A 23,862-nucleotide genomic window follows, 5' to 3' on the forward strand; every position below is an offset into this window, starting at 1 on the left:
CGGTCGCCCTGCTCGGTCGTCCTACTCGGACGACGTCGCCTTCAACGCCAGCCAGAGCTCCATCCGCACGTCCGCGTCGTCCAGGGACCGCCCCAGAATCTCCTCCACCCGCCGCATCCGGTACCGCAGCGTGTGCCGGTGCACCCCGAGGTCCGCTGCCGCCGCGTCCCACTGCCCGTGCCGGGACAGCCAGGCCCGCAGCGAGGCGACCAGATCCCCCCGCCCCGTCGCGTCGTGCTCGTGCAGCGCCCGCAGCAACCCGTCCGCGAACGCCTTCACCGCGTCGTCCGCGAGCAACGGCAGCACCGACCCCGCCGCCATCTGCTCGTGCTCCACACACACCCGCCCCCGCCGCCGCGCCACCGACAGCGCCTGCTCGGCCTGCTTGTACGCCGCCGCCGCGGCGATGGGTCCGGCCGGCGCCGAGAGCCCGACGACCAGCTCGTCCTCGTCGGCGCCCCCCGACTGCTCCGGTACGGCCCCCGTCCGCGCCGCCTCCAACGCCGCCGCGTAGTCCGCACACGCGCCCACCGCCGCACCCCCGTCGGCCGCGAGCACCACCAGCCGCGCCGCGTCTCCCTCCCCCTCGGGGACCACCAGCACCGCTTCCCCGGCCCGCGCCGCCGCCGACTCCACGATCTCGGTGAGGGCACCCAGCGGATCGCCGCTCGCCTCGGAGGCGGCGACCAGCACCGCGGCGGACGCCTTGGTGAGCGCCACCCGGCTCCCGGAGTCCACGACACGCGCCGCCGACACCGAGGCGGCCTCGGCGACGATCACCCGGAAGGGCGCGTCCAGGAGCCCTCCGTACAGGTCCCCGGCCACCGCCCGCGCATGATCGGGCTCCCCGGCCAGCAGCATGCGCAGCACTGCCGCGCCGACCCGCGCCTCGGCCGCCTGCAGCGAGCGCGACCGCTCGGTGGTCAGGGTCAGCAGCGCGATGGCCGAGTGCACGGCGTACCGCTCCGCCGTGCCCAGTGCCGCCGCCGTGCCCACGGCCAGGGCGGCACGAGGCCGGCGGCCGGTGCCCAGGGTGTGCAGCTCGACCCGGTCCTCGTTCTCCGGCCCGCCCACGACGGACGACGCCGGCGCCGGCCGCTCGCGCAGCCGCTCCACGTCCGCCGTGAGCCGTGCCGCCCGCCGCCCGGCCCACTCCGGTGCGGTCGCCACGACGGCACCGGACGCGTCGTACAGCGCCGCCCAGCCGTCGACCTGCGAGGCCAGCGCGGCCAGCAGCCCTTCCGGCCCGTCGGTCAACGCCTGCTTGGTCAGCTCCCGTTGGGCCGCGAACCCCGCCGTCACCGCCCGGTACTGGTCCGCCGCGATCGCTGCCGACACGGCTTTGCTGATGGCGAGGAACGGCGTGCGGCGCGGCACCTCCAGCAGCGGCATGCCCTCCTGCGCCGCCGCGTCGACGAGTGCCTCGGGGATGTCCTCGTAGTTGACGCCGACCGCGAAGCCGAGTCCGGCCACGCCCGCGCCGACCAGCCGCCGCACATAGCGCTGCATCGACTCGGGGTTCTCCGCGTCCAGCTTGAGCGCGGTGATCAGGAGCAGTTCCCCGCCCTCCATATAGGGGACCGGGTCGGCGAGCTCACTGGCGTGCACCCAGCGCACGGGCACGTCCAGGCGGTCCTCGCCCGCCCGCACGGTCAGCTTGAGCGCGGAGTGGTGCAGGAGCGAGGCGAGCGTGGGGGGCATGAGGCCTTCAAATCGGTGTGAGCTCTGTGACCGCTGGATCTTCGGTGATCTCTGTGATCATTTGGCCGCCGTGTATGAACGACCTGTGCCGATTCTGCCTCACCGTACGGTCCCCCCGCGGCCTGACGCCCGTACCCCGAGGTCAGCCCCGCAGGTCCACCAGCAACGGCGGCGCGTGCTCGCCCTGGACGCTGGTGAGCGACAGCACCGCATGCCCCGGCGGCACCGCGTGCGCCAGCTCGGACGCCGACCAGCGCTCGCGCTCGACCTGGCGCACGGTCACCGCCCGCGCGGTCGGCGCCTTGCCGGTGATCACCCGTCGCAGCGCGTGCACGGCCTTCCCGGCCGGGGTCTCCGCGATGATCTGGCGGTCGGTGACGTCCCGCGCCTCGGTCCACTCCTTGCCCCACACCTCGGCGAAGTCCTGCCCGTCCCAGGGCGTGATCCCGGCCAGCGCCATCCGGCACCCGGCGGCGCCGAGCAGTGGCCCGCGCAGTGGCCTCGGCGCGTCGTCCAGGCTGCGCAGCGTGAGCACCGCGCCGGCGTTTCCGGACCGCAGCCGCTGGATGCCCCGTACGGCCTCGGGCGTCACGACGCCGGTCGCGTCGTCCAGCACCAGACAGGCGAACAGCGACCGGTCCTCCCGTACGGCGATGCTGGCCGTGAACTGCGCCAGCACCAGCCGCGCCAGCATCCGCGAGGCCTCCGCGTGCCCGCGCGCCGGCAGGTCGATGCGGACCCGGACGGGGTGGTCGAGGGCCTTGAGCGAAAACGGCCGCGACTGCCCGGACGTGTCGAAGAACCCGGCGAAGGCAGGGCGGTCGAGCAGCGCCACCCGGTCCGCGAGCACAGCCGCCACATCGCCGGGATGCCCCGACTGCCGCTCCCGGGCGTCGAGTTCGCGAATGAGGGATGCCTGCCCGGACCCCTCCAGCGCCGTGCGCAGCGCGCCGAGCGCACCAGGGGCGCCGTCCAGCAGCTGCCGTAGCTCCGCCACGGACGGGAAGCGCTGATGGACCGCGCGGAACGGCCCGAGCAGCTGGGCCAGCACGGTGGTGGAGCGGCGGCTGTCGCTGCCCGGATGCGGGTCGGCGAGATCCCCGACGAGCGCCTCGGCGAGCACGGCCGCCGCCTCGTCGGGGTCGCCGGTGCCGCCGTACAGGTCCAGGTCGTAGACCGAGTCCGGGTTTCCGATCCGTACGACGACGTCGTACGAGTCCTCCGGTCCGAGCCCCGTGCCCGCCGCGCCGACCACGACCACGGCGGCCCGTCCGGCGAGCGCGTGCAGGCACAGCGACTCGGCCAGCGGCCGCACGACGGTCCCCGTCTTGCCGGACCCGGCGGGCCCGACGGCGAGCAGGGAGGTGCCGAGCAGGTCGGGCCCGAGGCCCAGCCCCGTCCCGCGGTAGGCGTACGGATTGCGCGGATCGTCGGCGGTCGTACCGAGCCGCACCTGACCGCTGACGAGGTCGTGCCGCGCGATCCGGCCCGGCACGTCGCGCTCGCCCGACGGATGCAGACAGGCGGCGGCGCCGTCCTTGAGCACGGCACCGCTGAAGGTGGCAAGGTCGTGCCGCCCACTGCGCACGCCCTGCCAGGCGCGGGTGATCCGGGCGTAGTCGACGTCCCGCATCAGCCCCGACCGAGCGTCGGCACTCAGCCGCTCGGCGGCATCCGCGGCACCGGCGGTGCGCAGCGCGGGCCAGGACGCGGGGTCCTGCTCGGGGGCGGGCGCCCGCTCGGGCGCGGGTGCCGTACGAAGCCAGGCGGGCGGGCCGTAGCGACGCCAGACCTCGCCCCAGCGGCCCAGCCGGCCGACGGCGAGCATTATGGCGAGGGCGATGAGCGTGTAGTAGCTGTACCAGAGGACGGCGTTGCCGACGCGGTCGTTGTTCTCGCGCCAGGAGTCCGGGGTGAACAGCTCCAGGGGCAGCACCCACCAGCCACCGAGATAGCCGTTCCAGAGCAGCGACCAGATCAGCCACCCGACCAGGAAGGCGATCACCGCCCCGCTCAGCAACTGCCGCCCCGGGATCCGCTCGGGCTCCGCGTCCGGGCGGGGCACGTGCCCGAACCGCCACACGCCGGGCAGCGCCTCCGGTCGTGGCGCCCGCAGCCAGGTCAGGAACGCCGAGTCGTCCGGCCCCGCACCCGGCGCCCGCGTCGGCCGTGGCGGCACCGCAGGGGCCTGTGGTGGTGCCGCAGGCCGAGGCACAGGCGTGGCGTGCGTACCCCGCGCGTCCTGCGTCCCGTCGCTGTCCATCGCCCTTGCCCCCTGACCAGCCGTTCCGTCCGTACCATCCACCATCAGCGAGTCAATCTAACGCGCACTCCTGGGGAGTTCACCGCTTACACGGCCGACCGAACGGATCGAGCTGCTCCAGACACTCGGCGTCGCTATGTCCACGACGGACAACCGAACCCCCTGACAACGCCCACATGGAGCATGCCCACCCCCCGCTCCCCGCCCTAGCCTGCGAGAAAAGAACAAGACAAGCGTCCGCAAAACCCCCAGGAGCCCCTCATGAGCGCACTTCCGCAGGAGCGCCGCCTCGTCACCGCCATCCCCGGCCCGAAGTCGCAGGAGCTGCAGGCCCGCCGTACCGCCGCGGTCGCGCAGGGCGTGGGCTCCGTGCTGCCCGTGTTCACCGCGCGGGCAGGGGGCGGCATCATCGAGGACGTCGACGGGAACCGGCTCATCGACTTCGGTTCGGGCATCGCCGTGACGTCCGTCGGCGCGTCCGCCGAGGCGGTCGTACGCAGGGCGAGCGCGCAGCTCGCCGACTTCACCCACACCTGTTTCATGGTCACGCCGTACGAGGGCTACGTGGCCGTCGCCGAGGCGCTGGCCGAGCTGACGCCGGGTGACCACGCCAAGAAGTCGGCGCTGTTCAACTCCGGCGCCGAGGCCGTCGAGAACGCCGTCAAGATCGCCCGCTCGTACACCAAGCGCCAGGCCGTCGTCGTCTTCGACCACGGCTACCACGGCCGTACGAACCTCACCATGGCGCTGACCTCGAAGAACATGCCGTACAAGCACGGCTTCGGCCCGTTCGCGCCCGAGGTCTACCGCGTGCCGGTCGCCTACGGCTACCGCTGGCCGACCGGTGCGGAGAACGCCGGGCCGGAGGCCGCCGCGCAGGCCATGGACCAGATCAGCAAGCAGGTCGGTGCGGAGAACGTCGCCGCGATCATCATCGAGCCGGTACTCGGCGAGGGCGGCTTCATCGAGCCGGCCAAGGGCTTCCTGCCGGCGATCAGCAAGTTCGCCTCCGACAACGGCATCGTCTTCGTCGCCGACGAGATCCAGTCCGGCTTCTGCCGCACCGGCCAGTGGTTCGCCTGCGAGGACGAGGGCATCGTCCCGGACCTGATCACCACCGCCAAGGGCATCGCGGGCGGTCTGCCGCTCGCCGCCGTGACCGGTCGCGCCGAGATCATGGACGCGGCGCACGCCGGCGGCCTGGGCGGCACCTACGGCGGCAACCCGGTGGCGTGCGCCGGTGCGCTGGGCTCCATCGAGACCATGAAGGAGCTCGACCTCAACACCAAGGCGAAGAACATCGAGGCGACCATGAAGGCCCGCCTCACCGCCATGGCCGAGAAGTTCGACATCATCGGCGACATCCGCGGCCGTGGCGCCATGATCGCCATCGAGCTGGTCAAGGACCGCACCACCAAGGAGCCCGACGCGCAGGCGACCGCCGCGCTCGCCAAGGCCTGCCACCAGGAGGGCCTGCTGGTCCTGACCTGTGGCACCTACGGCAATGTGCTGCGCTTCCTGCCTCCGCTGGTGATCGGCGAGGACCTCCTCAACGAGGGCCTGGACATCATCGAACAGGCCTTCGCCCGCATCTGAGGCCACAGCAAAACCACTGGTGAGCGACAGGGGCCTCGCCCCATGCGACTCGTCCGCCCCAGCCCCGGCACCTTCCGTGATTCCGGGGCCGGGGCGGCTACCGTCAGAGCGTGTGAAGAAGGTGTGCGAGGTGGATGTCAGGACGCCTTTCCGGCTGTCTAACACCATCGCCCTGTCGTAGGTTCTAAGCAGATGAGAGATACACCCCGCCCAGAGGGGACTCTGGGCGACTTCGGGCCGAGGCCTCCCCAGCTTCGACCTGGTCGTGCCCTCGCGCACACACCCGGAGCTTCCGGCTCCGGATCTCCTCACCGATCGGACAGTCGCCCGCCCCAAACCCCCCGGGGCGCGCGACCTTCCGATCCGGACGGCCGCCCCGGAACCACCCCCCCTGTTCCGGGGCGGCCGACCTCCCTCTTCGTCCTTCTCGGACTCCTCGGGCTTCCCGCCCTTCTCTTCGTGCTCATCACCTGGCAGGTGGTGGCCGACGGCCCGCTGGTCGACCTCGACGAGGCGACCAGCCGGGCCCTGGCTCATCCGGACCGTTTCTCCGAACTCCTCGCCGACCTGGGCAATGTGCCGGTCGCGGTGCCCGTGCTCGCCGTGAGTCTGACGTACGTCGCCTGGCGGGCCCGCAGCACTGGTACACACCAATGGTGGTGGCCGGCCGCCTCCGCGGCCCTGCTCATGGCGCTGGTTCCGGCCCTGGTGATCCCCCTCAAGATCCTGACCGACCGCCCCGGCACCCCGGTTGTGCCGCCCGCCACCGGCTACTACCCGTCCGGCCACACGGCCACGGCCGCCATCGCCTACGGTGCCGCGACCCTGTTGCTGCTGCCGTGGCTGAGTTCCGTGTTCGCCCGGCGCGCGCTCCTCGTCACGTGCGCCGTGCTCAACCTCTGCGTCGGCTTCGGGCTGGTCCGGCGCGGCTACCACTGGCCACTGGACGTAGCGGCCAGTTGGTGCCTGTGCACGGTGCTCCTCTCGCTGCTCTGGCTGTTCCTCAGCCGTGCCGGGCGCCGGCCCGCGTAGCCGTCAGCCGAAGTAGCCGTCGAACGTCCGCTGGAACTCCCAGTTCGAGTAGCGGTCCCAGTTGATCGACCACGTCATCAGACCGCGCAGCGCGGGCCAGGTGCCGTGGGTGGCGTACGAGCCGCAATTGGTCCTCTTCGTCAGGCAGTCGAGGGTCTTGGTGACCTCGGCCGGAGGGACGTGGCCGTTGCCCGCGTTGGTGGAGGCGGGCATGCCGATCGCGACCTGGTCGGGACGCAGGGGCGGGAAGACGTTGCCGGCGTTGCCCGCGACCGGGAAGCCGGTCAGCAGCATGTCGGTCATGGCGATGTGGAAGTCGGCGCCGCCCATGGAGTGGTACTGGTTGTCCAGGCCCATGATCGGGCCCGAGTTGTAGTCCTGGACGTGCAACAGCGTCAGGTCGTCGCGCAGGGCGTGGACGACCGGGAGGTACGCCCCGGCCCTCGGGTCCTGGCCGCCCCACTGGCCGGTGCCGTAGTACTGGTAGCCGAGCTGGACGAAGAACGTCTCCGGGGCCATGGTCAGCACGAAGTCGTCGCCGTACCTGGCCTTCAGGGTCTTCACGGCCGAGATGAGGTTGACGATCACCGGCGTCCTCGGGTTCTTGAAGTCCGTGTCGTCGGCGTTCAGGGAGAGCGAGTGGCCCTCGAAGTCGATGTCCAGGCCGTCGAGTCCGTACTCGTCGATGATCCTCGACACCGACGTCACGAAGGTGTCCCGCGCGGCCGTCGTCGTCAGCTGCACCTGGCCGTTCTGGCCGCCGATCGATATCAGCACCTTCTTGCCGGCCGCCTGCTTGGCCTTGATCGCCGCCTTGAACTCGGCGTCGCTCTCGACGTTCGGGCACTCCGTGGCCGGGCAGCGGTCGAAGCGGATGTCGCCCGAGGTCACCGAGGTCGGTTCGCCGAAGGCCAGGTCGATGACGTCCCAGCTGTCGGGGACGTCGGCCAGGCGGGTGTAGCCGGAGCCGTTGGCGAAGCTCGCGTGGAGGTAGCCGACCAGGGCGTGGGCCGGGAGGTCCACGGGGCTGCCGGTGCCCGCGGTCGTCGTCGCGGTCACCGTGGCCGACTTCGCCGACTCGCCCGCGTCGTTCACCGCGGCGACCTGGAAGCCGTACGCCGTGGAGGGCGAGAGCCCGCCGATCGTGGCCGAAGTGCCGGTCACCGTCCGGACCTTGGCGCCGTCGCGGTAGACGGCGTAGCCCGTCGCACCCGGGACGGCCGACCAGGACAGGGCGACGCTGGACGAGGTGACCGCTCCGGTGTTCAGGCCGGTCGGGGCGGCGGGCGGCCGGGCGGCGTCCACTCCGGGTCCGACGAGGGAGATGTCGTCGGCGTTGTAGGCCCCGGTGCCGTACCAGCCGTGGGTATAGAGGGTGACGCGGGTGGTGGCGGGGCCCGTCCGGAAGGTCGTCGTGAGCTGCTGCCAGCCGGGGGCGGACTGGGTCCATGCGGAGACGTCGGTGGTGCCGGTGCCGCTCGCGCCGAGGTAGACGTACGAGCCGCGGACGTATCCGGACAGGGTGTACTGGGAGTCCGGCTTCACGGTGACGGTCTGTGCGCACCGGGCGTTGTCGCTGCCGGCCGGGGTGGCCTGCAGCGCGGAACTGCCGCTGCGCACGGGTGTGTTGACGGCCGTACCGGCCGTGCAGGTCCAGCCGTCGAGGCCGGCCTCGAAGCCGCCGTTGCGGGCCAGGTCCGCGTCGGCCGCACGGGCGGCCGACGAGAGCGCGGTGACGCCGGGCAGGGTCAGTGCCGCGGCGGTCAGGAGGGCGAGAGGTCTGAAGCGATCCACAAGTGCCTCCAGGCAGGGGGGATTTGGAGGGGTGGAGCGCGCCCAATTTGGTCCAGACCAATCAGCTTGTCAAGACCTGTCACCGGGTTCGACAAGTGCCACAAGGGGCGCGGGGAACTGCGCGACCAGCCACGACACAGCCGCGGCCGACCAACAACCCAGCGCGGCACCCTCCTTAGTCGTGATCGGCCAAGCCGGCGGCAGCCTCATGCATGGCCAGTTCGAGAAGTGCCGGGTCGTTGAGGGTGCCGGTGCCGTCCGGTGGGACCAGCCAGCGGGTGCCGCCGGTGGCGCGGCCCGGATACGGAACGACGATCCAGGTGCCGGCCCCGGCCGTACGGATGCCGGTGCCGAGCCAGCGGGCGGCCGTGCCGGGCGGCACGAAGAAGCCCATGCGGGCGTCGCCGAAGTCGACCAGGACCGGGCCCAGTTGGTCGATGACGCGGGTGAGCACATCGAGGGTCGGATAGCCGAGCTCGCCCGGCAGGATGAGTACGTCCCAGGCCTTGCCCGCCGGCAGCAGTGCGACCCCGAGGGGGTTGCGCTCCCACTCCCAGCGACAGGCTTCGGGATTCGGCGCAACGGATGCCAGCCACTCGACCGCCGTCTTCGCCCCTGTCATGACGGTGACCTCCCTTTTCCTAGTGGACGCTGATCGCGTCACGAGGGAGAGGGAGGTCATCGGCAGGCATTACGCGGGTTCTCACCGCCAGTTCAAAGTGAGCTGAGTCACATGTTCGTTGGCGGTCTTCAGCTGTCGAAGCCGAGGCCCAGCCGGTCCATCGCCTTCAGCCACAGATTGCGCCGCCCGCCCTGCGCGTCGGCACGGGCCAGCGACCACTTGGTGAGCGCGATACCGGTCCAGGCGAAGGGCTCCGGCGGGAAGGGCAGTGGCTTCCGGCGGACCATTTCGAGCTGCGTGCGCTCCGTCCGCTCCCCCGCCAGCAGGTCCAGCATCACGTCCGCGCCGAACCGGGTGGCGCCGACGCCGAGTCCGGTGAAGCCCGCCGCGTACGCCACGTTGCCCTGGTGGGCGGTGCCGAAGAACGCCGAGAAGCGCGAGCAGGTGTCGATCGCGCCGCCCCACGCGTGGGTGAAGCGGACGCCCTCCAGCTGCGGGAAGCAGGTGAAGAAGTGCCCGGCGAGCTTGGCGTACGTCTCCGGACGGTCGTCGTACTCGGACCGCACCCGGCCGCCGTACGGGTAGATGGCGTCGTAGCCGCCCCACAGGATGCGGTTGTCGGCGGAGAGGCGGAAGTAGTGGAACTGGTTGGCCGAGTCGCCGAGGCCCTGGCGGTTCTTCCAGCCGATCGACGCGAGTTGGTCCTCGGTGAGGGGCTCGGTCATCAGGGCGTAGTCGTAGACCGGGACGGTGTAGGAGCGGACGCGCTTGATCAGGTTCGGGAAGATGTTCGTGCCGAGCGCGACCTTGCGGGCGCGGACCGAGCCGTACGGAGTGCGTACGGCCATCCCCGCGCCGTACGGCTTCAGGGTGAGGGCGGGGGTGTGCTCGTAGATGCGGACGCCGAGGTCGAGGCAGGCCTGCTTCAGGCCCCACACCAGCTTGGCCGGGTTGAGCATGGCGACGCCCCGGCGGTCGTAGAGGCCGGCCTGGAAGGTCGGTGAGTCGACCTGTGCCCGCACCGCCTCGGCGTCCAGGAACTCGACGCCCTCGGCGAGTCCCTTGTCCCGCAACTCCTCGTACCAGTCGCGCAGTTCCGCTGCCTGGTAGGCCTCGGTGGCGACGTCGATCTCGCCGGTGCGTTCGAAGTCGCAGTCCAGGGAGTAGCGGGCGACCGCCTTCTCGATCTCGTCGAGGTTGCGGGCGCCCAGCTCCTGAAGCTTGTGGATCTCGTCCGGCCAGCGGGTGAGCCCGTTGGGCAGACCGTGGGTGAGGGAGGCGGCGCAGAAGCCGCCGTTGCGGCCCGAGGCGGCCCAGCCCACCTCGCGGCCTTCGAGCAGCACGACATCCCGCTGCGGGTCGCGCTCCTTGGCGATGAGCGCGGTCCACAGTCCGCTGTACCCGCCGCCGACGACCAGCAGATCGCAGGTCTCGGCGGTGGTGAGGGCGGCTTCGGGGCGGGGGCGGCCGGGGTCGTCCAGCCAGTACGGGACCGGCTGGGCGTCGGAGAGGGCCTTCGTCCAGTGATTGCCAGAACTCATGGCGCTTGGGGCCATGATTTCAACTCCCTACAGGGGTTTACGCCTTTTGCTTCTTACGGCGGTTTCCGATGGCCATGGAGGCCAGGACGAACAGTACGGCGATGATGAACATGGCCGTACCGATGACATTGATCTGAACGGGCGTTCCGCGCTGGGCCGAGCCCCAGACGAACATCGGGAAGGTGACGGTGGAGCCCGCGTTGAAATTGGTGATGATGAAGTCGTCGAAGGAGAGCGCGAAGGCGAGCATCGCGCCCGCCGCGATTCCCGGGGCGGCGATCGGCAGGGTGACCCGGACGAACGTCTGGAAGGGGCCGGCGTACAGGTCCTGCGCGGCCTGTTCCAGTCGCGGGTCCATTGACATCACACGTGCCTTCACCGCCGTCACCACGAAGCTCAGGCAGAACATGATGTGCGCGATGAGGATCGTCCAGAAGCCGAGCTGAGCACCCATGTTGAGGAACAGGGTGAGCAGCGAGGCGGCCATGACGACCTCGGGCATCGCCATGGGCAGGAAGATCAGCGAGTTGATGGCGCCCCGCGCACGGAAGCGGTAGCGGACCAGCGCGAAGGCGATCATCGTGCCCAGCAGCGTGGCGCCGATGGTCGCCCAGAACGCGATCTGGAGGCTGACCGACAGCGAGCCGCACAGGTCGGAGACACCGCACGGGTCCTGCCAGGCAGCCGTGGAGAACTCCTGCCATTCGTAGTTGAAGCGCCCCTTCGGTTTGTTGAAGGAGAAGATCGTCACGATGACATTGGGCAGGAGAAGATAAGCAAGCGTCAGCAGTCCCGCGATGACCACGAGATAGCGCTTGAGCCAGTTGACGAAGGTCATTTAAACCAGATCCTCCGTGCCGGACCTGCGGATGTAGACCGTCACCATGACGAGGATGGCGGCCATGAGGATGAAGGAAAGAGCCGCTGCCGTCGGATAGTCCAGAATCCGCAGGAACTGCGTCTGGATGACGTTTCCGACCATGCGGGTGTCGGTCGAGCCGAGCAGATCGGCATTCACGTAGTCACCGGCCGCCGGGATGAAGGTCAGCAGCGTGCCGGAGACGACGCCGGGCATCGACAGCGGGAAGGTGACCTTGCGGAAGGTGGTGACCGGCTTGGCGTACAGGTCGTTCGCCGCCTCGTGCAGCCGTGGGTCGATGCGCTCCAGCGAGGTGTAGAGCGGCAGGATCATGAACGGCAGGAAGTTGTACGTCAGACCGCACACCACCGCGAGCGGCGTGGCCAGCACGCGGTCGCCCTCGGTCATGCCGAGCCAGCTGGTGACGTCCAGGACGTGCAGCGTGTTGAGGGCGCCGACGACCGGGCCGCCGTCCGCGAGGATCGTCTTCCAGGCGAGGGTGCGGATCAGGAAGCTGGTGAAGAACGGCGCGATCACCAGGATCATGATCAGGTTCCGCCAGCGGCCAGCGCGGAAGGCGATGAGGTAGGCGAGCGGGTAACCCAGGACCAGGCACAGGATCGTCGCCGAGCCGGCGTAGAGCACCGAGCGCAGGAACTGCGGGTAGTAGTCGGACAGGGCGTCCCAGTACGTGGCGAAGTGCCAGGTGACCTTGTAACCCTCCTCCAGGGAGCCCGTCTGCACGGACGTGGAGGCCTGGTAGATCATCGGCAGCGCGAAGAAGACGACCAGCCACAGGATGCCGGGCAGCAGAAGCCAGTACGGCACCAGGCGCCCGCGTTTGCGGGGCGGCTTCTTCTCCGGGGCGGTCGGGGTGAGAGGCGGGGGCGCCTCGGTGACTGTCGCCATCAGACCGCCGCCTCTTCCTGGATGCCGGCGTCGATGTCCTGGTCCGCCGACAGGCCGAAGGTGTGCGCGGGGTTCCAGTGCAGGACGACCTCGGCACCGGGTACGAGCCGGTCGTCCCGGTCGATGTTCTGGGCGTAGACCTCGAACTCGGGGCAGACGGGGCTGTCGACGACGTACTGCGTGGAGACGCCGATGAAGGACGAGTCCGCGATCTTCCCGGTGATGCGGTTGCGGCCCTCGGGTATCTCGCCCGCCTCGTCGGCATGCGTGAGGGAGATCTTCTCGGGGCGTACGCCGACCAGCACCTTGCCGCCGGTCGCCGTGGCCGCGCTGCACCGCGCCTCGGGCAGGACGAGCTTGCCGCCGGCCGCCTTCAGCACGATGTCGCCGCCGCTCTTGGAGTCGACCTCGGCCTCGATGAAGTTGGAGGTGCCGAGGAAGTTGGCGACGAACGTCGTGCGCGGGTTCTCGTAGAGGTCGGTCGGCGAGCCGAGCTGCTCGACGCGGCCCGCGTTCATCACGGCGACCGTGTCGGCCATCGTCATGGCCTCCTCCTGGTCGTGCGTGACGTGGACGAAGGTGATGCCGACCTCGGTCTGGATGCGCTTGAGCTCCAGCTGCATCTGGCGGCGCAGCTTGAGGTCGAGGGCGCCGAGCGGCTCGTCGAGGAGGAGCACCTTGGGGTGGTTGATCAGCGCGCGGGCGACGGCCACACGCTGCTGCTGGCCACCGGACAGCTGGTGCGGCTTCTTGCGGGCCTGCTCGCCGAGCTGGACGAGGTCGAGCATGTCCCCGACCTGCTTCTTCACGCTCTTGATGCCGCGCCGGCGCAGGCCGAAGGCGACGTTCTCGTAGATGTCGAGGTGCGGGAAGAGGGCGTAGGACTGGAAGACCGTGTTCACCGGCCGCTTGTACGGCGGGAGCGCGGTCACGTCCTGCTCGCCGAGGTGGACGGTGCCGGAGGAAGGTTCCTCCAGGCCGGCGATCATGCGCAGGGTGGTGGTCTTGCCGCAGCCGGAGGCGCCGAGCAGGGCGAAGAAGGAGCCCTGGGGCACGGTCAGGTCGAGCGGGTGTACGGCATTGAAGGAGCCGTAGGTCTTGCTTATGCCGGAGAGGCGGACGTCGCCGCTGGTGTCGTTCGTCATGGTGGTCACGCCCCTGTGAGCTTCGCGAACTTCTCTTCGTAGGCCGTCTCTTCCTTCGAGCTCAGGGAGCGGAAGGCACGGGACTGGGCCTGCATGGCCTTGTCGGGGAGGATCAGCGGGTTGTTCGCCGCGTCCTCGTCGATCTTCGCGAGCTCTTCCTTCACGCCGTCCACGGGACAGACGTAGTTGATGTAGGCGGCGAGCTCGGCGGCGGGCTTCGGCTCGTAGTAGAAGTCGATGAGCCGCTCGGCGTTCGTCTTGTGACGGGCCTTGTTGGGAATCAGCATGTTGTCGCTGGACGTCATGTAGCCGCTGTCCGGGATGAGGAAGTCGATGTCCGGGCTGTCGGCCTTGAGCTGTACGACGTCACCGGCCCAGGCGAGGCAGGCCGCGAAGTCTCCGCTGGTGAGGTCGGAGGTGTAGTCGTTGCCGGTGAACCGGCGGATCTGCTTGTTGTCGACGGCCTTCTGCAGACGGGCGATCGCCGCGTCGTAGTCGTCGTCGGTGAACTTTGCGGGGTCCTTGCCCATGTCGAGCAGGGTCATCCCGATGGTGTCGCGCATCTCGGTGAGGAAGCCGACGCGGCCCTTGAGTTTGGGGTTGTCGAGCAGGTCGGAGACCGTCTTCACCTCGACGCCGTCGAGCGCCTTCTTGTTGTAGGCGATGACGGTCGAGATGCCCTGCCAGGGGTACGAGTACGCCCGTCCCGGGTCCCAGTCGGGATTGCGGAACTGCTGGGAGAGGTTGGCGAAGGCGTGCGGCAGGTTGGACGGGTCCAGTTTCTGGACCCACCCCAGGCGTATCAGGCGGCCGGCGAGCCAGTCCGTGAGGACGACGATGTCGCGCCCGGTCTCCTGGCCCGCCGCCAGCTGCGGCTTGATCTTCCCGAAGAACTCGTTGTTGTCGTTGATGTCCTCGGTGTACTTGACCTTGATGCCGGTCCGCTTCGCGAACTGCTCCAGGGTCGGGTGGTGCTTGCCGCTGTCGTCGACGTCCATGTACTCGGTCCAGTTGGAGAAGCTGACCTGCTTCTCCTTGGCCGAGTGGTCCTCGGCGGACGTGCCGCCCTCGGTCTTGCCGGCCGCGGGGATTCCGCAGGCACTGAGCGCCCCAAGTCCGCCCACCGCGAGAGCGCCGCCGGTGGAGGCGCGCAGCAGGGAACGGCGGGTCATGGCGGCCCGGCCGTTGCGCAGGCTGCGCCGCATGGCGGCCACTTGGGCCGGGGACAGGCGGTCGGGCTCGTACTGCTCCATGCGCGTGGTGCCCTTTCGGGAGATCGGGAGGGAGGGGAGGCCGGCCGCGGGGAGGGGGTCGAGGCGGCCGCGCCGATCTGATCCGGTCCGGCTTCCTGCCTGGTCAGGTCCGCTCAGGCCGAGGACGGTCCGGTCCGATCGGCTATCGGTCCCCGAAGACGGTGCGATGCCAGTCCTTCCTGGCGACCGCCGTGTTGTCGAACATGACGTGCTTGATCTGCGTGTACTCCTCGAAGGAGTACGCGGACATGTCCTTGCCGAAGCCGGAGGCCTTGTAGCCGCCGTGCGGCATCTCGCTGATGATCGGGATGTGATCGTTGACCCACACGCAGCCCGCCTGGATCTCGCGGGTGGCGCGGTTCGCCCGGTAGACGTCGCGGCTCCATGCGGAGGCGGCGAGTCCGTACGGGGTGTCGTTGGCGAGCCGGATCCCGTCATCGTCGCTGTCGAACGGCAGAACGACGAGGACCGGCCCGAAGATCTCGGACTGGACGATTTCGCTGTCCTGGGCGGCGTCGGCGACCAAAGTGGGCCGGTAGTACGCACCGTTCTTGAGATCGCCCTGCGGGACCTCACCGCCGGTGACCACACGCGCGTAGGCACGCGCACGCTCGACGAACCCGGCGACACGGTCGCGCTGGACGTGTGAGATGAGGGGCCCGAGATCGGTGCCGGGGCTGAAGGGGTCGCCGAGGCGGACGCTCTCCATGAGGGCGGCGGTGCGCGAGACGAACTCCTCATAGAGCGGCCTCTGCACGTACACGCGCGTGGCGGCCGTGCAGTCCTGCCCGGTGTTGATGAGCGAGCCCGCGACGGCGCCGTTGGCGGCGGCCTCCACGTCGGCGTCGTCGAAGACGACGAAGGGCGCCTTGCCGCCCAGCTCCAGGTGGATCCGCTTCACCGTGGCCGTGGCGATCTCGGCGACGCGCCTGCCCACGGCGGTGGAGCCGGTGAACGAGGTCATGGCCACGTCGGGGTGGCCCACGAGATGCTCGCCGGCCTCCTTGCCGGTCCCGGTGACGATGTTGATGACGCCGTCGGGGATGCCGGCGTCCGTGGCGGCCTGGGCGAACAGGAGCGAGGTGAGAGGGGTGAGCTCGGCCGGCTTGAGCACGATGGTGTTGCCCGCGGCGATCGCCGGGAGGACCTTCCAGGCGGCCATCTGGAGGGGGTAGTTCCAGGGGGCGATGGAGCCGACGACGCCGATGGGTTCGCGGCGTACATAGGAAGTGTGGTCGCCGGAGTACTCCCCCGCGGACTGGCCGGCGAGGTGGCGGGCGGCCCCCGCGAAGAAGGAGGTGTTGTCGATCGTGCCCGGCACGTCGAACTCACGGGTCAGCTTCAGCGGCTTCCCGCACTGGAGGGACTCCGCGCGTGCGAAGTCCTCGGCGCGCTCGGCGAGGACGGCGGCGAAGCGGTGCAGTGCGTCCGAGCGCTCGCCCGGGGTGGCTGCCGCCCAGGCGGGGAACGCCTCGCGCGCGGCGGCCACGGCGGCGTCGACGTCGTCGGTGCCGGCCAGGTCATACGTGTAGACCTCCTCGCCGGTGGCCGGGTCGACGACGGCGTGCGTACGACCCGACGTTCCCTTCACCAGACGGCCCGCAATGAACTGCGCGCCATCCGCGAAGCGGTCTTGGGCCGGGAATCGTTCCGGGGTGGCGGTGCCCGGGTTGTGCATGTCGCTCTCCTCCGTGTCCCCCTGGAGGGACCGCAGTGGGGTCGGCGTGGGGTGGCGTGGCTCAGGCTCGATTTGAGTGCCGATCCTGACAGAGCAGGAAGGGCTCAACAAGTGATTCCGTTGTTGCCTTTTGGTTACGCAACGGAATCTGTCGACCAGGTGTCGAGTCGGCCTTGAAAACCCGGGACGGATTGTCGGTAGTGCGTGCCACACTCGGCCACATGGCGAAGATCGATTCTTGGGACGTCCTGATCAGGGAGGTCCGTGCGGGGACGAGAGTCAAGTATCTGCACTTCTGGGGCCACCGGCCACGACCGGACGGACAGGTGAGTGCGAGTTGCCTGAGCCAGTGGTGGCCGTCGCCGTTCACAGTGGCCGGCGTGTCGTACGCGACCGCCGAGCACTGGATGATGGCCGAGAAGGCCCGGCTCTTCGGGGACGCGGAGGCCGAGCGGCGGGTGCTGGAGGCCGGGCATCCCTCGCTGGCGAAGAAGGCGGGGCGGCTCGTGCGCGGCTTCGACGACGCGGTGTGGGAGCGGGAGCGGTTCCGGATCGTCGTCGAGGGGTCGGTCCACAAGTTCTCGGCGGATGCGGAGCTGCGGGGGTTCTTGCTGGGGACCGGGGACCGGGTGCTGGTGGAGGCCAGTCCGGTGGATCGGGTGTGGGGGATCGGCTTGGCGGCGGGCGATGACGGGGCGGGGGATCCTGAGCGTTGGCGGGGGCCTAATTTGCTGGGGTTTGCGCTGATGGGGGCGCGGGAGCGGTTGCGGGGTCAGGGGCCGGCAGGGCTCTGAAATTCCGGGCCCAGGCACTTCAGCCCGTCTGGGGGTGCCCCCTCTGGGGGAGTTTGAGGACGAGGCCCGTTCAGGGCCGACAGCGGGGGTCTGGGGGCGGCAGACCCAGGGACGGGACGGGTAGGGGCGGCGGGGGCGAAGAGCCCCCCGCTCCCTACACCGTCGAGATCAACACCGCCAGCATCCCCAACCCCAGCACCAACCCCGCCGCCCCACAGATCATCCCCGCCAGCGCCTGCCCAGGATTCGTCGCTTCTCCCCGCCGCGCCTTCCCCCGCCCGATCGACCCGAAGATCAACGCCAGCGCACCCATCACGATGGCGACCGGCCACAGGCAGAAGATCGCCGCGGAGATGATCCCGAGTACGAGCCCCGCCGTACCCATCCCATTGCTCGGCATGGGCTGCACCCCGGGCCACCCGTAATAACCCCCGGCACCGGGACCCATGACCGGCGGCGGGTAACCCTGGACAGGCCCGGGATAGCCGTACGCAACGTGCCCCGGCCCACCGGGCGCGATGGGCGGCGGCGGCACGGGCGCACCGTGGGCGGCGTAGGGAACGGACGCCGTAGGGGGCGCGAAGGGCCCGGCCGGCGCGAGGGGCGGCACAGGCGACGTGGGTTCCGGCGCCGCGAAGGGGTTGGCGCTCGACCCGCCCGGCGGCGTCGGCATGCCGGAGGACGGCATGGACGTCACCGTCTGCTGATCGTGCACGGATGGTGCGGGCCAGGTCAGCGGGTCGTTCGAGGCGACGGTGTAGCCGGGGCCCCCGGATCCCCCGGGCGCGACCGGCGGCGCCCACGGATCCGGCTCGGCGGAGGACGCGTTCCTTCCCGTCTTCTCCAACGAGGTTCTCGGATCCGTCTCCGGCGAACCCGACGACGAAGCCCCCGGCGAAGCCGGCCCTCCTGCCGCCGCGCCCCCCGATCCGTCCGCCGCCCCCGGCGTCCGCGCGTCGTCCGACATGCCCGGCCCCCCTCCGTCGTATGTGCCGTCATGCTAAGGCCCGGGCATCTCGGGCACGGCCCCGGCATACGATGACCCCGAGTCATCGATCAGCCGATCACCCGCGTCCCGCCGACCACACACCCGGCCGGGGACGCCGTTCCTGGGGAGGAACCTTGACCGACAACCTCGTCGACGCCCGCGTCCCGCGCGATCTGCACGCCTTCATCGCCGGACTGCCCAAGTCCGAACTGCACGTCCACCACGTCGGCTCCGCCTCCCCCCGCATCGTCGCGGAACTCGCCGCCCGCCACCCCGACTCCAAGGTCCCCACCGATCCCGAGGCCCTGGTCGACTACTTCACGTTCACGGACTTCGCGCACTTCATCGACGTGTACCTGTCCGTCGTGGATCTGATCCGCACCCCTGAGGACGTACGGCTGCTGACGTACGAGGTGGCCCGCGAACTGGCCCGCCAGCAGGTGCGGTACGCCGAGCTGACCATCACCCCGTTCTCCTCGACCCGCCGCGGCATCGACGAGAGCGGCTTCATGGCGGCGATCGAGGACGCCCGCAAGGCCGCCGAGGCCGAGTTCGGGACCGTGCTGCGCTGGTGCTTCGACATTCCCGGCGAGGCCGGCCTGGAGTCCGCCGCGGAGACCGTGCGGCTCGCCACCGACGACCGGCTGCGCCCGGAGGGCCTGGTCTCGTTCGGGCTCGGCGGACCCGAGATCGGCGTACCGAGGCCGCAGTTCAAGCCGTACTTCGACCAGGCCATCGCCGCCGGTCTGCACTCCGTGCCGCACGCCGGCGAGACCACCGGCCCGGAGACCGTCTGGGACGCCCTCACTCACCTGCGCGCCGAGCGCATCGGGCACGGCACCGGTTCGGCGCAGGACCCGAAGCTGCTCGCGCACCTCGCCGAGCACCGGATCCCGCTGGAGGTGTGCCCGACCTCCAACATCGCCACGCGCGCGGTGCGCACGATCGACGAGCACCCGCTCAAGCAGTTCACCGAGGCCGGCGTCATCGTCACCATCAACTCCGACGACCCGCCCATGTTCGGCACCGACCTCAACAACGAGTACGCGGTCGCCGCACGCCTCCTCGACCTCGACGAGCGAGGGCTGGCCGATCTCGCCAAGAACGCCGTGGACGTGTCCTTCCTCGACGAGCCGGGCAAGGCCCGGATCAGGGCCGAGATCGACACGTACACCACGGACTGGCTCGCCTCCTGAGCCCGCGGCGCGTTCCTCGCCCCGGCTCATCCACGATGGCCCCCGCCCCCGACCGGAATGCCCTCATGCAGAACGTGACCGCCGTGGCCCACCGCGGCGACCCCTACCGCGTCCGCGAGAACACGCTCGCTTCCCTGCGCTCCGCGCTCGAACGGGGCGCGGACGCGGTGGAGATCGACGTACGGCTCACCAAGGACGGCGTGCCGGTGCTGCTGCACGACGAGACGCTGAAGCGGCTGTGGGAGCAGGAGCGGCCGCTGCTCACGCTGTCTGCGGCCGAGGTGCGCGGGCTGACGGCGGGCGGGGTGCCGACGCTGCCGGAGGCGCTGGCGTCGTGTGACGGGAGCCGGGTGATGCTCGACCTGCCGGGCACGCCCGACGTGCGGGCGGCTCGGCGGATCGTGGACGCCGTACGCGAGTGCGGGGCGCAGGACCGCGTGTACTACTGCGCGGGCGCCCCGGCCATGCTCGCCGTGCGGGCCGCCGACCCGGCCGCGGAGATCGCCCTGACCTGGACGACGCTGGCCCCGCCGCGCCCCGCCCTGCTGGACGCGGTGCGCCCGCGCTGGCTCAACTACCGTTTCGGCCTGGTCGACCGCGCCCTCGCCGAGCGCGTCCACCGCGGTGGTCACCTGCTGTCCGTCTGGACCCCGGACACCCGGCGCTCCATGCGCCACCTGCTGGACCTCGGCGTCGACTCGATCACGACCAACCGCGTCGACGTCCTCCGCGGCCTGCTCGCAGCCCGGTCCGACGCCGAAGGCCGCTACACGCGCGAGCGTTGAGGCACCGTCGCCGGATCGGCCGGGGTCCCGCGGGTGACGTACTGCGGGACCGGTGCGGTGTCCTTGCCGTTGTCGCGGACCTGGCCGTAGCGGATCGCACCCTGGTCGGGGCCGGTCCGCACGTCCTTCGCGGCCGCGTCCCAGGTCGACGGGAAGACGATGACGCCGTAGTCGGCGCCCCGTTCGTTCTGGTTGAGGGTGACCGATCCGTCGACGTAGAAGTACTCGTTCTGCCACATCTGCTGGGTGCCGTCGGGCAGGACCGTGTAGCCGGTGGCGGGGCCGCCCATGCCGGTGGTGTCGGGGCCGGTGGTGTCGTCCATGCGACGGCCGCCGCCGGACGCGACATGGAAGAGCCTGCCCTTCAGGCCGGTCCAGGTCGGCATGACCAGCGCGCCGGACCGTGACTGCGGGGAGATCTGCCAGCGCACCAGGATGTAGCCCTGCCCGCTGAGCGTCACCTTCTCGCCGCGGTGCTGCATGACGGCCTTCGCGCCCCAGGTGCTGGTGATACCGGACTCGGGGCGGTGCGGCAGGGCGGCGGGGCGGGCGTTCGGGTCCGGGGCCCGGTCGACGGCGTCGACGACCGTGCCGTAGACGTCGGCCTTCCGCGATGGTGACGGAGACGGCGAGGGTGAGGGGGACGGTGAGAGCGTGGCCGTCGGTGACACGGTCGGGGCCGTCGCCGGCGGGCGGGCCGTGCTCGCCGCGGTGGGGGCGGCGGCGCGGGGCGGGGCGTCCGGGGTCTGGGTGACGACGTACGCGCCGCCCGCGACGAGTGTCACCCCGGCCGTCACCGCGACGGCGGGCTGGGTGATCGCGGCCATCACCTTCGCGGACCAGCCGACGGAGGTCGCCGTGGCCGTCGCCGTTGCCGCGACCGCCGTCTTGCCGCTGAGGGCGAGCGACAGGGTGAGGCCGACCGGGATCGGGACGAGCGCGATGCCGACGAGAAGGCGTTCCGCCGGTACGACGGCCTCGCGGGTGTCGCCGCAGTATCCGCAGCCCCTGATGTGCCGGGCCAGCCGCTTGCGCCAGACGGAGTCCGGGCGCCCGTTCCAACGGGCGGTCAGTTCGCGCAGGTCGGGGCAGGCGCCGTCGAGTGCGCGGACGATGCCGCGCGCGGTCTCCAGCCGCTCCTTCACCCGCTGGACGCGCACCGCGGCGTGCTGCCGGCTGATCCCGGCCGCGGCGGCCAGTTCGCGCCGGGTCAGCTCGCCGGCGACTTCCAGCCACCACAGCGACAGCAACTGCCGGTCCTCGGTGTCCAGCCAGCGCACCGCCTCCGCGACCTCCCGCCGCTGCCCCTCCAACTGGAGCCGCAGCACGGTGAGTTCGGCGAAGTCGGTGGCCTCGCGCGCCGCCGACTCCTCAAGCGGCGCCGACTGCTTGCGGCGGGCCCGGTCCCGGATCTGCCGCATGGCGATCGCGACGAGCCAGGAGCGGAAGCTGTCCGGGTCCCGCAGCGAGCCGAGGTTGTCGACGGCACGCAGCATCGTCTCCTGGACGACGTCGTCGACATCGGCATGGCCGTTCAGGGCACGTCCGACGACGTTGTAGACCAGCGGCAGCCAGCCCTCCACCAGTTCGTCCAGCGCCTGCCGGTCACCGGCCTGCGCCGCCGCGATGGTGGAGCGCCACTGCCTGCCGGCTCCCTCGTCCACGTACGTCCTCTCCCGGGTCATGCGCTGCCCGTACGCACCTTCTCAGCCTGACCAGCACTGTCGGCTATATCGCAGATCACATTCCGCCAGTGGAGACGCGGTGAAGGGGTCGGCGATAACACTTTTTCGCCGACCGGCGCCCCCGTAGGGGCGATCCCCCACAACTCCCTTGCTCTGCACGGCATTTGCTCCGGGCTCCCCCAGGGTCGCAGCCCCTCCTCACCGACGATCCGCCGCGGGACCGTACGGCCCGACGATGATCACGGACATCCCACCGACCCGACTCCAGGAGCAGCAGATGCCCGTACGCCCGCTTCCCGTACTCCTCACCTCAGCGCTCGCCCTGACCCTGGCCGCACTGCCGCTCGCCGGGACGGCCTCCGCGCGGCCCGCGCCGTCCTCGTCCTGTTCCGCGCACGCGATCGAGACGGCCCCGAAGAGCGGCCCCGACGTCAAGGCCCTGTGCGCCGCGCTCGCGGGGCTGCCCGACAAGGACGCCACGGCCGCGCTGATCCGCGTAGGCGGCAAGGGGAGCTGGCACGGGGCGGCCGGCGTGCGGGACATGGGAACCGGGGCGCCGGCGCTGGAGAACGCCCGCTTCCGCGCCGGTTCGACGACGAAGATCGTGACCTCGGCGATCGTGCTGCAACTCGCCGCCGAGGGCCGGATCTCCCTCGACGGGACGGTCCAGCAGTATCTGCCCGGCCTGCTCACCGAGGACTTCGCGCCCATCACCGTACGGCAGTTGCTGAACTTCACCAGCGGCCTGCAGCCGGGGGCGTCCCTCGGCGAGGGCGTCGACGACGGTTACGAGCACCGCTTCGAGACGCTGACCCCCGAGGAGGTGGTGGCCACGTCGGTCGCCAAGGGCCCCGACCCCTATCACGCGCCCGGCGAGTACCAGCGGTACGGCAACATCCACTACACGGTGCTGGGCATGCTGATCGAGAAGGTCACCGGCGACTCGTACGCCCACCAAGCGTCCGTACGGATCTTCCGCCCGCTCGGTATGCGGCACACGTCCTTCCCCGACGGCCCGGACCCCCGCGTCCACGGACCGCACAACCGCGGCTACGACTGGATCGACGGCAAGCTGGTCGACGTGACCGAGTGGAATATGTCCGACCGGTTCGCGGCCGGCGACATGATCTCGACGACGGCGGACCTGGAACGGCTGTTGTTCGCCCTGTTCCGCGGTCGGGTCGTGCCCGAGCCGCAGCTGAAGGAGATGTTCGCGGTCCCGGACATCGAGGGAGCCACCATGGGTGCCTCGCTGGAGCGTTTCGAGCTGAACGGCAAGGAGATCTGGGGCAAGACGGGTTCCCGCCCCGGCTATCACACCGTCGTCGCGGCCACCCGCAATCTGTCCCGGACGGTCGTCTACTCCGTCAACTCGACCGATGCGAAGGGCGACGGCCTGTCCATAGTCCAGCGCTTCGCCTTCCCGGCGTTCAACCGCTGACGACGGCGGCGGCGGCGGCCGGAGGTGCTGACGGTGTCGTCAGCGCCTCCAGCCGCTTGATCCTCTTCCGCACGACGTACAGCGGGATGATCCCGAAGACGCCGAACGACATGTCGATCACCGACCACCACAAGGGGATGCCGCGGATCGGCCCGCAGATCAGGGCGAGCGGAATGATGCCCGCGCAGGCGATCATCCCGAACTCGACGACCCAGATGTTGCGGCCCGGGTCGCGGTAGGGGCCGTAGAAGGCGACCGCGATGACGAGATGGGCGAAGGCGAGCCAGTCCGTGCCGTAGAGCAGGAAGGGGTAGTCGGCGTCGGCGGTGTCGAGACCACGCCGGACGCGCTCGATCCAGTCCATGAGGCCGGGGAGGTGCTCCGGCACGGACAGGGCGCGCAACAGGTCCTCGGTCCAGCGCAGTTCGTGGACGAGGGGGAAGGCGGTGGCGCCGCTGAGCACCAGGCAGACGACGAAGAGGGCCAGCCAGACGCGGATGCCCTTGAGCAGGGCGGCTCTGTCGCTCATGGGCGCAGCGTACGCCTGGAGTTGAACACGTTCAAAGCCGGGCTCCGTCGC

At 70.6% G+C, this 23,862-nt stretch carries 19 protein-coding genes; 6 read left to right on the top strand and 13 right to left on the bottom strand.

What is annotated here, in order from left to right; translation table 11 throughout:
* Nucleotides 1-21: 21 nt before the first annotated feature.
* Both OHT51_RS11915 and OHT51_RS11920 read right to left on the bottom strand, forming a co-directional pair.
* On the bottom strand, nt 22-1,701 hold the full coding sequence (locus OHT51_RS11915; RefSeq protein WP_328878897.1) for a PucR family transcriptional regulator: 1,680 nt from the start codon (nt 1,699-1,701) through the stop codon (nt 22-24).
* Nucleotides 1,702-1,843: 142 nt separating this feature from the next.
* Nucleotides 1,844-3,964 (bottom strand): ATP-binding protein, encoded by a 2,121-nt coding sequence (locus tag OHT51_RS11920; protein WP_328878898.1) that lies wholly within the window; start codon nt 3,962-3,964, stop codon nt 1,844-1,846.
* Between the two features lie 261 nt (nt 3,965-4,225).
* Here OHT51_RS11920 and gabT point away from each other — a divergent pair, with 261 nt between their 5' ends.
* Nucleotides 4,226-5,560, top strand: a complete 1,335-nt coding sequence (gene gabT, locus OHT51_RS11925) for a 4-aminobutyrate--2-oxoglutarate transaminase (protein ID WP_328878899.1) — start codon at nt 4,226-4,228, stop codon at nt 5,558-5,560.
* A gap of 192 nt (nt 5,561-5,752) precedes the next feature.
* Nucleotides 5,753-6,592 carry a phosphatase PAP2 family protein gene (locus tag OHT51_RS11930; protein WP_328878900.1) on the top strand — a complete coding sequence of 280 codons (840 nt, stop codon included), beginning with the start codon at nt 5,753-5,755 and terminating at the stop codon, nt 6,590-6,592.
* Between the two features lie 3 nt (nt 6,593-6,595).
* Here OHT51_RS11930 and OHT51_RS11935 read toward each other — a convergent pair whose 3' ends face one another.
* The 8 genes from OHT51_RS11935 to OHT51_RS11970 all read right to left on the bottom strand — a co-directional run bounded on the left by OHT51_RS11935 (nt 6,596) and on the right by OHT51_RS11970 (nt 16,393).
* Nucleotides 6,596-8,386 carry a chitinase gene (locus OHT51_RS11935; RefSeq protein WP_328878901.1) on the bottom strand — a complete coding sequence of 597 codons (1,791 nt, stop codon included), beginning with the start codon at nt 8,384-8,386 and terminating at the stop codon, nt 6,596-6,598.
* Between the two features lie 175 nt (nt 8,387-8,561).
* Nucleotides 8,562-9,008 (bottom strand): hypothetical protein, encoded by a 447-nt coding sequence (locus tag OHT51_RS11940; RefSeq protein WP_328878902.1) that lies wholly within the window; start codon nt 9,006-9,008, stop codon nt 8,562-8,564.
* Nucleotides 9,009-9,136: 128 nt separating this feature from the next.
* A complete protein-coding gene (locus OHT51_RS11945; protein WP_328878903.1) occupies nt 9,137-10,564 on the bottom strand; it encodes an NAD(P)/FAD-dependent oxidoreductase in 1,428 nt (475 codons plus the stop codon).
* Nucleotides 10,565-10,586: 22 nt separating this feature from the next.
* A complete protein-coding gene (locus OHT51_RS11950) occupies nt 10,587-11,387 on the bottom strand; it encodes an ABC transporter permease (protein ID WP_328878904.1) in 801 nt (266 codons plus the stop codon).
* Nucleotides 11,388-12,317: an ABC transporter permease gene (locus OHT51_RS11955; protein ID WP_328878905.1), complete on the bottom strand. Its 930-nt coding sequence runs from the start codon at nt 12,315-12,317 to the stop codon at nt 11,388-11,390.
* Entirely contained in the window at nt 12,317-13,462 is a 1,146-nt protein-coding gene (locus OHT51_RS11960) for an ABC transporter ATP-binding protein (protein ID WP_443052462.1), read from the bottom strand. Before OHT51_RS11960 ends, OHT51_RS11955 begins: the two co-directional genes overlap by 1 nt.
* A gap of 5 nt (nt 13,463-13,467) precedes the next feature.
* Nucleotides 13,468-14,715: an ABC transporter substrate-binding protein gene (locus OHT51_RS11965; RefSeq protein WP_328878907.1), complete on the bottom strand. Its 1,248-nt coding sequence runs from the start codon at nt 14,713-14,715 to the stop codon at nt 13,468-13,470.
* Nucleotides 14,716-14,857: 142 nt separating this feature from the next.
* Complete coding sequence (locus tag OHT51_RS11970) at nt 14,858-16,393, bottom strand: gamma-aminobutyraldehyde dehydrogenase (RefSeq protein ID WP_328878908.1); 1,536 nt, start codon at nt 16,391-16,393, stop codon at nt 14,858-14,860.
* 221 nt (nt 16,394-16,614) lie between these two features.
* On the opposite strand from OHT51_RS11970, the gene OHT51_RS11975 reads away from it, so the two are divergent.
* On the top strand, nt 16,615-17,187 hold the full coding sequence (locus OHT51_RS11975; protein WP_328878909.1) for an NADAR family protein: 573 nt from the start codon (nt 16,615-16,617) through the stop codon (nt 17,185-17,187).
* Nucleotides 17,188-17,341: 154 nt separating this feature from the next.
* Here the strand turns inward: OHT51_RS11975 and OHT51_RS11980 are convergent, their stop codons facing one another.
* Nucleotides 17,342-17,587: a DUF4190 domain-containing protein gene (locus OHT51_RS11980; RefSeq protein ID WP_328878910.1), complete on the bottom strand. Its 246-nt coding sequence runs from the start codon at nt 17,585-17,587 to the stop codon at nt 17,342-17,344.
* A 722-nt stretch (nt 17,588-18,309) separates the two neighbouring features.
* On the opposite strand from OHT51_RS11980, the gene OHT51_RS11985 reads away from it, so the two are divergent.
* Together OHT51_RS11985 and OHT51_RS11990 are read left to right on the top strand one after the other, a co-directional pair.
* Entirely contained in the window at nt 18,310-19,371 is a 1,062-nt protein-coding gene (locus tag OHT51_RS11985) for an adenosine deaminase (RefSeq protein ID WP_328878911.1), read from the top strand.
* A gap of 65 nt (nt 19,372-19,436) precedes the next feature.
* Nucleotides 19,437-20,156, top strand: a complete 720-nt coding sequence (locus tag OHT51_RS11990) for a glycerophosphodiester phosphodiesterase (RefSeq protein WP_328878912.1) — start codon at nt 19,437-19,439, stop codon at nt 20,154-20,156.
* Here the strand turns inward: OHT51_RS11990 and OHT51_RS11995 are convergent.
* Complete coding sequence (locus OHT51_RS11995) at nt 20,138-21,841, bottom strand: sigma-70 family RNA polymerase sigma factor (RefSeq protein ID WP_328878913.1); 1,704 nt, start codon at nt 21,839-21,841, stop codon at nt 20,138-20,140. The two genes, OHT51_RS11990 and OHT51_RS11995, sit on opposite strands and share 19 nt — an antisense overlap.
* Before the next feature lie 277 nt (nt 21,842-22,118).
* Between OHT51_RS11995 and OHT51_RS12000 the strand changes: the two genes are divergently transcribed.
* Nucleotides 22,119-23,282, top strand: a complete 1,164-nt coding sequence (locus tag OHT51_RS12000; RefSeq protein ID WP_328884303.1) for a serine hydrolase domain-containing protein — start codon at nt 22,119-22,121, stop codon at nt 23,280-23,282.
* Here the strand turns inward: OHT51_RS12000 and OHT51_RS12005 are convergent.
* Nucleotides 23,272-23,811, bottom strand: a complete 540-nt coding sequence (locus OHT51_RS12005) for a hypothetical protein (protein ID WP_328878914.1) — start codon at nt 23,809-23,811, stop codon at nt 23,272-23,274. The two genes, OHT51_RS12000 and OHT51_RS12005, sit on opposite strands and share 11 nt — an antisense overlap.
* Nucleotides 23,812-23,862: the final 51 nt, after the last annotated feature.

The organism is Streptomyces sp. NBC_00299, assembly GCF_036173045.1.
GTDB lineage: Bacteria > Actinomycetota > Actinomycetes > Streptomycetales > Streptomycetaceae > Streptomyces > Streptomyces machairae.